Genomic DNA, 10,059 nt, shown 5'->3' on the forward strand with positions numbered 1-10,059 from the left:
TCGAACAGGCCGCGCTGGCGGCGCTGGGAGTAGGCGAAGCCGACCGAGGAGGCCAGGCCCTGGCCCAGCGGGCCGGTGGTGATTTCGACGCCGGCCGTGTGCTTGTACTCCGGGTGGCCCGGGGTCAGGGAACCCCAGGTACGCAGCGCCTCAAGGTCCTTCAGTTCCAGGCCGTAGCCGGAGAGGAACAGCTGGATGTAGAGGGTCAGGGACGTGTGGCCGGGGGACAGGACAAAGCGGTCGCGACCGATCCAGTCCGGGTTCTTGGGATCGTGGCGCATCAGCTTCTGGAACAGCAGGTATGCCGCCGGTGCCAGGCTCATCGCCGTGCCGGGGTGGCCGTTGCCCACCTTCTCCACGGCGTCGGCTGCCAGGACGCGCACGGTGTCCACTGCACGCTGGTCCAGGCTGGTCCAAGTCAGTTCTTGCTCTTCCAAATGTGGCACGTAAACCGAGCCCCTCTCTGTGCTGACGGCGGCGGGGTGAACAGCAGACGCGGGGCAGGAAACGGTGCCCGCTGCGAGGTGTCCACCAGCCGTTCACCATTGAAACGTTGATCTATTATCCAGACCCGGACTTCTGAGAATGCGTTTTCTCAGGAGGCTGCACGAGCTGATCTGCTGACAGCTTAGCCCGAGAGAACGGGCCGATTGGTGGGATTCCTGAAATTTGTCCGCAAAATTCCGATTTATGAATCACCATGGCGTCCGGGAGGGGGTGAACATTCCGAAACATGCGTGTTTCACAGGTGCCTTCTGTCCATCCGGGCCACGGTATGATATTCGGAGGCCGCCAGCGGCATGTGCAACCCCGGACCCATCCCAAGGAACGGCGCGGTTGCTTCGCTGCAGGAACACCAAGAGCTACAGAACAGAGTGACTGCCACCGTGAGCACAAGCGATACCAACCTCGATGCCTCTGCCGCTATGCAGGGGAGTGGAATTTCCCGGAAGTTCAAGGCGTATCTGGCACTGACAAAGCCACGGGTCATCGAGTTGCTGCTGGTGAGTACCCTGCCCACCATGATCTTCGCCCAGCGCGGCTTCCCCTCCATCGGGCTGATCCTGGCCACGCTCGTGGGCGGCGCGTTTGCCGCCGGCAGCGCCGGCGTCTTCAACTGCTACATCGACCGCGACATCGACAAACTGATGCACCGCACTGAAAACCGTCCCCTCGTGACCGGTGAAGTCTCACCCCGCGAGGCCCTGGTGTTCGGCTGGGTCCTCGGCGCTGCGGCGATCGCCATCCTCTGGTTCGGCGCCAACCCCCTCTCCGCCTGGCTCGGCCTCGCCGCCATTGTCTTCTACGTGGTCATCTACACCATGATCCTCAAGCGCCGCACCGCGCAGAACATCGTGTGGGGCGGCGCTGCCGGCTGCTTCCCGGTGCTGATCGCCTGGTCCGCCGTGACGAATACGGTGGAATGGCCCGCCGTCGTGCTGTTCATGGTCATCTTCCTCTGGACGCCGCCGCACTACTGGCCGCTGTCCATGCGCTACGGCGAGGACTATCGCAAGGCGAACGTCCCCATGCTCGGCGCGATCGCCGGGGCCAAGGTGGTTTCCGTGCAGGTGGTGCTCTACGCGTGGGCCATGGTTGCCTGCTCGCTGCTGATGGTTCCCCTGGGCGGAGCCGGCTGGGTGTACACCATCGCCGCCGTCCTGGCAGGAGCCTGGTTCCTCTATGAATCCCACGCCCTGTACGAGCGCGCCCAGAAGGGTGAAGTGTCCAACAAGGGTGCCATGAAGGTTTTCCACGGCTCCATCAGCTACCTGACCCTGCTGTTCATCGCCCTGGCCGTGGACCCGTTCGTCGGCGGCCCGCTGATGGGCGGCTGAGGCTGTTTGACGGCAGGCCCCCGCACGGGCGTCCGACTTCCGGCTGATACCACGAAGCCGATCCAAAGAAAGCGCCACCCGCGGTCCGGAATGGACGGCGGGTGGCGCTTTCTTTTGGACCCGGCTTCTCTTGGACCCGGTGCCCACGGTCCGGGCGGCAATCCCGGGGGAGGAGCTAGCTGATACGGCTGCTGCGGGCGAGGTCGGCGGCGTTGGTGGAGGCCGCCATGAGCAGCGCCGCACCGAGCATGTGCGCGCCGACCAGGAGGGCCGGAATCCCGTTGTAGTACTGCGTGAAGCCGATGACGGCCTGCAGCACGGTGACGCCGAGAAGCAGGAACACGGCGGTGCGGAACGGCCCGGTGATGCCCCTGCTCAGGACCAGGAAGACGGCGAAGGCGGTACCCGCGGTCACCAGGTAGGCCGGGACGGCGTGGATGTGGCTGACGAGGTCCCAGTCGAGATCGTTGCGGGGGGCGTTGGCGTCGCCCGCGTGCGGGCCGGCGCCGGTGACTGCGACGCCGAGCATGACGGCGGCGGCGGAGAAGAGCGCGACGGCGTTCATCACCGGGCGGGTCACCGCGGGCAGCGCTGCGAGAATGCGGTTCATGAACCGTCCGGTGCGGCCGTAGGCCCGGTTCACCAGCAGCGTCGCCAGGACCACCAGGGCCATCGAGACCAGGAAATGCAGGCCGACCACCCACGGGTTGAGCCGGGTGAGGACCGTGATGCCGCCGATGATTGCCTGGGCAGGGATGCTCGCGAGGAGACCCAGTGCAAGCAGGAACAGGTCACGGCGGTCCTTGCGCAGCTTCCACAGATATACCAGCATGAGCGCGGCGACGGCGGCGAGGGCGAAAGTGAGCGTGCGGTTGCCGAACTCGATGAAGCCGTGGATGCCCATCTCGGGAGTGTTGACCAGGGAGTCCTGGGTGCAGCGCGGCCAGGTGGGGCAGCCAAGGCCTGAGGACGTGAGGCGGACGGCGCCGCCGGTCACCACGAGGATGATCTGGCCGACCAGGGAGAGCATCGCGAGCCGGCGGACCGTGTTGTCCACCTCGTGCGGGAGCCTGGCGGCGAGCCGCTGGATGAAGTCGGGGAGGCGGGAAGCCGTGTTCACAGTTCTCTCAATTCCATTTGAACCAGCGGACGGCCGCGGCGCCCGGCACCACGGTCCAGAGCAGCAGGACGAACAATTGGGGCAGGGCGAAGGTGCCGTGCAGGAAGGCTTCCCGCATGGCTTCGCCCAGGGCGCCGGAAGGCAGGAAGTGGGCGAGGTTGTTGGCGATGGCGGGCAGCCGGACGGCCGGCACCACGATCCCGCCCAGGGCGCCGAGGAGGATCCACAGCAGATTGGTGATGGCCAAGGTTGCTTCCGGGCGCACGGTACCGGCGACCAGCAGGCCCAGCGCGGTGAAGGCCGCGGCGCCCAGCACGAGCATCGCCAAGCCCGGGAGCCAGCCGGCCGGTTCCGGGCGCCAGCCAAGGACCGCGGCGACCGCCCCGACCACCGCCAGCTGCAGCGCCAGCACGGCAAGCACGGCCAGGATCTTTCCGGCGATGAGGCCGGTGCGGCCCAGGGGGGTAGTGGAGAGGAAGCGCAGCACACCATAGCGGCGGTCGAAGCCGGTGGCGATGCCCTGCCCGGTGAAGGCTGTGGACATGGCGCACAGGGCGAGAATGCCCGGCACTGCGATGTCCACGCGGGGCGCGCCGAGGCCGTCGAGCAGCGGTGTGACGGTCAGGCCGAACAGCGCAAGCAGCGGCAGGATGACGGCGAGGATCAGCTGTTCGCCGTTGCGGATCATCGCCAGGGTTTCGTACTTGCCCTGAAGCAGGATCCGCCGGAGCAGGGGTGCCGGGGCGGACTGTGCGGAGCCGGCGGGCACCAGCCCGGCGGCGGAACTGTTGCTCATCGGATGTCCCTTCCCGAGATGTCCAGGAAAACGTCCTCGAGGCTGCGTGCCTCAAGCCTCAGCGACGCCGGCATGATTCCCTGCTCCGCCCACCAGGCCGTCAGACGGGCCAGATGTTCCGGGGCCAGGGCGCCCGTGACGGTGTAGCTTCCGGCGCGGTCCTCGGACAGCGCCAGTCCCTCGGCCAGGCCGCCGAGTGCCGCGCGGAGGTCCAAGCCCGCAGGCGCGTCAAAAGAAAGGGTCCGTTCGGTGATGCCGTCCTTGTCGGATTCGCCGTGCTGCAGCAGTTCGGCGACCGTTCCTTCGGCGACATTATGGCCGCCGTCGATGATGTAGACGTAATCCGCAAGACGCTGGGCATCGTCCATGAGGTGGGTGGTGAGGATGATTCCCATCCCGGAATCGCGCAGTTCGGCGATGAGCTCGAAGACGATCTGGCGCGACTGCGGATCGAGGCCGGCACTCGGCTCGTCGAGGAACAGGACCTCCGGGTTGCCGACCAGCGCGGCTGCGAGGGCCAGTCTCTGCTTCTGGCCTCCGGAAAGGCGACGCACGCTGCTGCGGCTGAAGGAATCGATCCCGAGCCGCTCCACGAGCGTGTCGAGCGGCAGCGGGTTCGCGTACATCCCGGCGATGTGGCGCAGCAAGGGGAGCGGGCGGGCCGACGGCGGCAGCCCGCCGTCCTGCAGCATCACGCCGACACGGGAGCGCAAGGCGGCCCCGGCCAGGTCCGGATCTTCACCCAGCAGGCGGATAGTGCCACCGGACCTCTTCTGGAGGCCTTGGGCGCATTCAAGGGTGGTGGTCTTCCCGGCGCCGTTTGCCCCGAGCAGCGCGGTGACCTGCCCGCGCCCGGCATGCAGGCTGACGCCGTTGACCACCCGCAACATCTTTCCGTCAAGGGCGGCCAGCGGGCCGACGTCCTTGATGAGTCCTTCAATCGAGAGGACGGGGGATTCGGGGGAACGCACCAGAGTATTCTACGGGAAGTAGTAGCAGGCGACTCCAAGCGGGCGGAGCCGCGGTCCCGGCATCAGGCCAGCCTTGCCTTACTGGATGCCGGGAGTAGATTACGACATGATTGTGTTGTGTATTCCATGAGCAGCTCTGTTTCTGTGCCCTCGAAGCGGCACAGCACCGCCGTCGCGGTGCCCCCGGCCGCTGCCTCCGCCACCGCTGATTCGGAGGACCGCACGCGGGACCGCGTGCTGAACGCGGTGCTTGAGCATGGCCCCGTGAGTGCCGCCGAACTCGGGGAACTGCTTGGTTTCACCCCCGCGGCGGTGCGCCGCCACCTGGACCACCTGGAGCGTGCCGGTGTCATCGAAGTGAAGCGGGTTGCCAAGGCCGGGACCGGCGCGGGCCGCCCGGCACGGCGCTACGTGCTGAGCTCCCAGGGCCAGTCGAAGATCGGCGACGACTACCTGAACATCGCCGGCACGGCGCTTCGCCGCCTTAAGGAACTGGCCGGCAGCGACGCCGTGCGGGACTTCGCCGTCGAGCGCTTCGCTGACATGGAGCGGCGCTACGCTCCCGAGATCGACTCGGCCGGCAGCGACATCACCGCCCGCGCCATGGCCCTGTCCAAGGCGCTGACCCGTGACGGCTACGTCGCCTCGGCCGCCTCCATCGAGAGCAAGGCACCGCTTCCCGCCTCGCTCTCCAGCGTGCAGCTGTGCCAGGGGCACTGCCCCATCCAGCACCTCGCGGCCGACTTCCCTGAATTCTGCGACGCCGAAACCAACGTGTTTTCCCGGCTGATCGGCGTCGACGTCCGCAGGCTTTCCACCCTTGCCCGGGGCGGACACGTCTGCACCACCCACATACCTACCGGCAGGCCCGCCGGAAAGGAGAACGGCGTTTCTCCCGAAGGCCGGGTCGCGCCCCGTGAAGGATCAACCAATCAGCAAGGAAGGCCGTGATGACGGACCAAATAGCGGAGAAAGCGGTAGCTGACGGCACTGTGATCTCGGAGATTCTGGAGAAGAATCCCGAGTTGCATGGCATTGGCAACTACGAGTACGGCTGGGCCGACAAGAACGATGTCGGTGCAAACGCACGCCGTGGCCTGGACGAAGAAGTCGTCCGCGATATCTCGGCAAAGAAGAGCGAACCGGAATGGATGCTCGACCTGCGCCTGAAGGGCCTGAAGTACTTTGACCGGAAGCCCATGCCCACCTGGGGCGCGGACCTGTCCGGCATCGACTTCGACAACATCAAGTACTTCGTGCGTTCCACCGAGAAGCAGGCTGCTTCCTGGGAAGACCTGCCCGAGGACATCCGCAACACCTACGAGAAGCTGGGCATTCCGGAAGCCGAGCGCAACCGGCTGGTGGCCGGCGTCGCCGCCCAGTACGAGTCCGAGGTCGTGTACCACCAGATCCGCGAGGACCTGGAGAAGCAGGGCGTCGTCTTCCTGGACACCGACACCGCGCTGAAGGAACACCCGGAGATCTTCCAGGAGTACTTCGGCACCGTCATTCCGGTGGGCGACAACAAGTTCGCTTCCCTGAACACTGCCGTGTGGTCCGGCGGTTCCTTCGTGTACGTGCCCAAGGGCGTCCACGTGGAAATCCCGCTGCAGGCCTACTTCCGCATCAACACGGAAAACATGGGCCAGTTCGAGCGCACCCTGATCATCGCCGACGAGGACTCCTACGTCCACTACATCGAAGGCTGCACCGCGCCCATCTACACCTCGGATTCCCTGCACTCGGCGGTCGTCGAGATCATCGTGAAGAAGGGCGCCCGCGTCCGCTACACGACCATCCAGAACTGGTCCAACAACGTGTACAACCTGGTCACCAAGCGCGCCATCTGCGAAGAAGGCGCCACCATGGAGTGGATCGATGGCAACATCGGCTCCAAAGTGACCATGAAGTACCCGGCCGTGTACCTGGTGGGCGAGCACGCCAAGGGTGAAACCCTGTCCATCGCTTTCGCCGGCGAGGGCCAGCACCAGGACACCGGGTCCAAGATGGTGCACATTGCTCCGAACACCAAGAGCTCCATCATTTCCAAGTCCGTGGCCCGTGGCGGCGGCCGTGCAGCCTACCGCGGCCTGGTCCAGGTCCGCGAAGGCGCCAAGCACTCGGCCAACACCGTGCGCTGCGACGCCCTCCTGGTGGACACCATTTCCCGCTCGGACACCTACCCGTACATCGACATCCGCGAGGACGACGTTGTGCTGGGCCACGAGGCAACCGTTTCCCGCGTCAGCGAAGAGCAGCTCTTCTATCTGATGTCCCGCGGCCTGCCCGAGGACGAGGCCATGGCGATGATCGTGCGCGGCTTCATTGAGCCGATCGCCCGTGAACTGCCCATGGAATACGCCCTCGAGCTGAACCGCCTGATTGAACTGCAGATGGAAGGATCCGTCGGTTAACGATGACTGAGACCACTACTGAAAAGGCGCGCATCGGCGCGCCCTCTGCCCAGCCGTACATCAACGGATTCACCGAGGAAGGCGAGAACCTCTCGCCGATCAACGCGGACGGCACCGTCACGGCGCCGTCGTCCGGCCCGCTGGCCGGCGACTCCGCCAAGGGCCACTCGCACGGCGGCGGCGTCGGCGTGCCGGACAGCTCCCGCGCCGGTCGCCTGACCTCCTACAAGCTCGAGGACTTCAAGGCCCTCACCGGCCTGGAAGAGGACTGGCGCTTCACCCCGCTGCGCCGCCTGCGCGGCCTGCACACCGAGGCCCTCAACGGCGCGGCCCCGTCCGTGTCCGTCACCGCCCCCGCGGGCGTCACGGTGGAGACCGTCGGGCGCGAGGACAAGCGCATCGGCTCCGCCGGCATCCCCGAAGACCGGGTTTCCGCCAATGCCTGGGCCAACTTCACGGAAGCCACCGTCATCACGGTGCCCGCCGAGACCAGCCTGGACAGCGAGGTTTCCGTGGTCCTGGCCGGCAACGGCTCCGAGGCTTCGGCCCAGCACGTGGTGATCGTCGCGGAGAAGTTCTCCAAGGCCCTGGTTGTCCTCGGCCACGAAGGCAGCGCCGTCGTGTCCGAGAACGTCGAAATCGTCCTCGAAGACGGTGCCGAGCTGACCGTCGTGTCCCTGCAGGAATGGAACGACGACTCCGTCCACGCCTCCTCGCAGCAGGCCAGGATCGGCCGCGACGCGAAGTTCAAGCACATCGTTGTCAGCCTTGGCGGCAACCTGGTGCGTGTCACCCCGACGGCCCGTTTCGCTGCCCCCGGCGGCGAGGTGGAGCTCTTCGGCCTGTACTTCGCCGACGCCGGCCAGCACCTTGAGCACCGCACCTACGTCGACCACGCCCAGCCGAACTGCGTCTCCAACGTCCTCTACAAGGGCGCGCTGCAGGGCAAGGACGCGCACACCGTGTGGGTCGGCGACGTCCTGATCCAGAAGCAGGCCGAGGGCACCGACAGCTACGAGAAGAACCAGAACCTGGTGCTGACCGACGGCTGCCGCGCGGACTCCGTGCCGAACCTCGAAATCGAAACCGGCCTCATTGAGGGCGCAGGCCACGCCAGCGCCACCGGCCGCTTCGACGACGAGCACCTCTTCTACCTCATGGCCCGCGGCATCCCCGAAGACGTCGCGCGGCACCTGGTGGTACGCGGCTTCCTCAACGAAATCATCCAGAAGATCAAGGTCCCTGCCATCGAGGAGCGCCTGACGGATGCCGTCGAGCGCGAACTCGCAGCGGGCGACAACTAAGACCGGCCAGGCAGGAAGCAAAGCATGAGCGAAAAGCCGCAGGGCGAACTGGTGTGCAACGCCAACGACATCAAAGTCAAGCAGGCATTGCGCATCCTCATAGACGACTATCCGGTTGCCATCGTGAGGGACTCGATGGGCGACATCCACGCCATCGGGGACACCTGCTCGCACGCCGACATTTCGCTCTCCGAAGGGGAAATCGAAGGCTGCGCGATCGAATGCTGGGGCCATGGTTCCCAGTTCGACCTGCGTAGCGGCCAGCCGCTCCAGCTTCCCGCCTACGATCCCGTCCCGGTCTTCGCCGTCGCCCTCGACGGTGACGACGTCTACGTGGACGTGAGCAACGTTGTGAACGGCGCGCCGGTACACAACTACTGAGCGCACCGTAAACCGAGACTTTAAGAACGAAAGAAAGAAGAGCATGTCTACTCTTGAGATCAAGGACCTGCACGTCAGCATCGAGACGGAGCAGGGCACCAAGGAGATCCTGAAGGGCGTCAGCCTGACCATCAAGACCGGCGAGACCCACGCGATCATGGGCCCCAACGGTTCGGGCAAGTCCACCTTGGCTTCCACCATCGCCGGGCACCCGCGCTACACCGTCACCAGCGGCAGCATTACCCTCGACGGCGAAGACGTCCTCGGGATGAGCGTGGACGAGCGCGCCCGCGCCGGCGTGTTCCTGGCCATGCAGTACCCCGTGGAAGTTCCGGGCGTCACCATGACCAACTTCCTGCGCACCGCCAAGACCGCGATCGACGGCGAAGTCCCCGCCCTGCGTACCTGGACCAAGGACGTCAAGGCGGCCATGCAGGAACTGCGCATCGACGCCGACTTCGCGCAGCGCAACGTCAACGAAGGCTTCTCCGGCGGTGAGAAGAAGCGCGTGGAAATCCTCCAGCTGGAGCTCTTCAAGCCGAAGTTCGCCGTGCTGGACGAGACCGACTCCGGCTTGGACGTCGACGCCCTCAAGGTCGTCTCCGAGGGCGTCAACCGCGCCCACTCCACCGGCAACATGGGCACCCTGCTCATCACCCACTACACCCGCATCCTGCGCTACATCAAGCCGGACTTCGTGCACGTCTTCGTTGACGGCAAGGTGGTGGAAGAGGGCGGCCCGGAGCTCGCCGACCGCCTCGAAGAAGAAGGCTACGACCGCTACCTGAGCGGCGCCGGCGCAGCCGTTGCTCCCGCCGCCCAGGCCTAGTTAGGATCACCTTATGACCGAAATCAATGCAGCCCGTACGAGCCTGGAAGATGTCGAAGAGGCACTCAAGGACGTCATTGACCCCGAACTCGGTGTCAACGTGGTGGACCTTGGGCTGCTCTACGGTCTGAAGTACTCCGAAGAAGACGGCGCACTGCTGATCGACATGACCCTGACCACCGCGGCCTGCCCGCTGACCGATGTCCTTGAGGAACAGGTCGGCAAGGCCCTGGACGGCGTCGTGGACGACTGGCGCCTGAACTGGGTCTGGATGCCGCCGTGGGGTCCTGAGCGGATCACCGACGACGGTAAGGACCAGATGCGGGCCCTCGGCTTCAACATCTGATCCCCGCCACTTCCGCAGCCGACGGCGGCGGGTCACCTTCCATTGGAAGGCGACCCGCCG

Annotated in this window: 10 protein-coding genes and 1 pseudogene; 7 read left to right on the forward strand and 4 right to left on the reverse strand. The window is 65.9% G+C overall.

From position 1 onward, the window contains the following. Nucleotides 1-437: pseudogene (locus DWV11_RS04815) on the reverse strand (transketolase); the annotation flags it as partial. A gap of 438 nt (nucleotides 438-875) precedes the next feature. On the opposite strand from DWV11_RS04815, the gene DWV11_RS04820 reads away from it, so the two are divergent. Further along, nucleotides 876-1,838 carry a heme o synthase gene (locus tag DWV11_RS04820; RefSeq protein ID WP_115787758.1) on the forward strand — a complete coding sequence of 321 codons (963 nt, stop codon included), beginning with the start codon at nucleotides 876-878 and terminating at the stop codon, nucleotides 1,836-1,838. A gap of 175 nt (nucleotides 1,839-2,013) precedes the next feature. Here DWV11_RS04820 and DWV11_RS04825 read toward each other — a convergent pair whose 3' ends face one another. Genes DWV11_RS04825 through DWV11_RS04835 form a run of 3 tightly spaced genes read right to left on the reverse strand, consistent with a single transcriptional unit; the run spans nucleotide 2,014 to nucleotide 4,725 of the window. Continuing rightward, the gene (locus DWV11_RS04825; protein WP_115787759.1) at nucleotides 2,014-2,958 is read right to left on the reverse strand and encodes a COX15/CtaA family protein; all 945 of its coding nucleotides are present in this window, start codon (nucleotides 2,956-2,958) and stop codon (nucleotides 2,014-2,016) included. Nucleotides 2,959-2,965: 7 nt separating this feature from the next. Then, a complete protein-coding gene (locus DWV11_RS04830) occupies nucleotides 2,966-3,754 on the reverse strand; it encodes an ABC transporter permease (RefSeq protein WP_115787760.1) in 789 nt (262 codons plus the stop codon). Beyond that, the gene (locus tag DWV11_RS04835) at nucleotides 3,751-4,725 is read right to left on the reverse strand and encodes an ABC transporter ATP-binding protein (RefSeq protein WP_115787761.1); all 975 of its coding nucleotides are present in this window, start codon (nucleotides 4,723-4,725) and stop codon (nucleotides 3,751-3,753) included. The genes DWV11_RS04830 and DWV11_RS04835 overlap by 4 nt, the downstream gene beginning before the upstream one ends. A 126-nt stretch (nucleotides 4,726-4,851) precedes the next feature. On the opposite strand from DWV11_RS04835, the gene DWV11_RS04840 reads away from it, so the two are divergent. Genes DWV11_RS04840 through DWV11_RS04865 form a run of 6 tightly spaced genes read left to right on the forward strand, consistent with a single transcriptional unit; the run spans nucleotide 4,852 to nucleotide 9,999 of the window. Continuing rightward, entirely contained in the window at nucleotides 4,852-5,676 is an 825-nt protein-coding gene (locus DWV11_RS04840) for a helix-turn-helix transcriptional regulator (protein WP_115787766.1), read from the forward strand. Then, a complete protein-coding gene (gene sufB, locus DWV11_RS04845; protein WP_115787762.1) occupies nucleotides 5,676-7,139 on the forward strand; it encodes a Fe-S cluster assembly protein SufB in 1,464 nt (487 codons plus the stop codon). The genes DWV11_RS04840 and sufB overlap by 1 nt, the downstream gene beginning before the upstream one ends. Nucleotides 7,140-7,141: 2 nt before the next feature. Beyond that, the gene (sufD, locus tag DWV11_RS04850) at nucleotides 7,142-8,443 is read left to right on the forward strand and encodes a Fe-S cluster assembly protein SufD (protein WP_115787763.1); all 1,302 of its coding nucleotides are present in this window, start codon (nucleotides 7,142-7,144) and stop codon (nucleotides 8,441-8,443) included. Between the two features lie 24 nt (nucleotides 8,444-8,467). Then, nucleotides 8,468-8,824, forward strand: a complete 357-nt coding sequence (locus tag DWV11_RS04855; protein ID WP_115787764.1) for a non-heme iron oxygenase ferredoxin subunit — start codon at nucleotides 8,468-8,470, stop codon at nucleotides 8,822-8,824. Between the two features lie 43 nt (nucleotides 8,825-8,867). Continuing rightward, complete coding sequence (gene sufC / locus DWV11_RS04860; protein WP_115787765.1) at nucleotides 8,868-9,653, forward strand: Fe-S cluster assembly ATPase SufC; 786 nt, start codon at nucleotides 8,868-8,870, stop codon at nucleotides 9,651-9,653. Nucleotides 9,654-9,666: 13 nt separating this feature from the next. Next, nucleotides 9,667-9,999 (forward strand): metal-sulfur cluster assembly factor, encoded by a 333-nt coding sequence (locus DWV11_RS04865; protein ID WP_070349509.1) that lies wholly within the window; start codon nucleotides 9,667-9,669, stop codon nucleotides 9,997-9,999. The last annotated feature ends 60 nt before the right edge of the window (nucleotides 10,000-10,059 follow it).

The sequence above is a fragment of the Arthrobacter silvisoli genome, assembly GCF_003369445.1.
GTDB classification, from domain to species: Bacteria; Actinomycetota; Actinomycetes; order Actinomycetales; family Micrococcaceae; genus Arthrobacter; species Arthrobacter silvisoli.

Coding starts and splice junctions, on each gene's coding strand:
- DWV11_RS04830 (WP_115787760.1), bottom strand. CDS start 3,754: ATGAGCAACAGTTCCGCCGCCGGGCTGGTGCCCGCCGGCTCCGCACAG.
- DWV11_RS04840 (WP_115787766.1), top strand. CDS start 4,852: ATGAGCAGCTCTGTTTCTGTGCCCTCGAAGCGGCACAGCACCGCCGTC.
- sufB (WP_115787762.1), top strand. CDS start 5,676: ATGACGGACCAAATAGCGGAGAAAGCGGTAGCTGACGGCACTGTGATC.
- sufD (WP_115787763.1), top strand. CDS start 7,142: ATGACTGAGACCACTACTGAAAAGGCGCGCATCGGCGCGCCCTCTGCC.
- DWV11_RS04855 (WP_115787764.1), top strand. CDS start 8,468: ATGAGCGAAAAGCCGCAGGGCGAACTGGTGTGCAACGCCAACGACATC.
- sufC (WP_115787765.1), top strand. CDS start 8,868: ATGTCTACTCTTGAGATCAAGGACCTGCACGTCAGCATCGAGACGGAG.
- DWV11_RS04865 (WP_070349509.1), top strand. CDS start 9,667: ATGACCGAAATCAATGCAGCCCGTACGAGCCTGGAAGATGTCGAAGAG.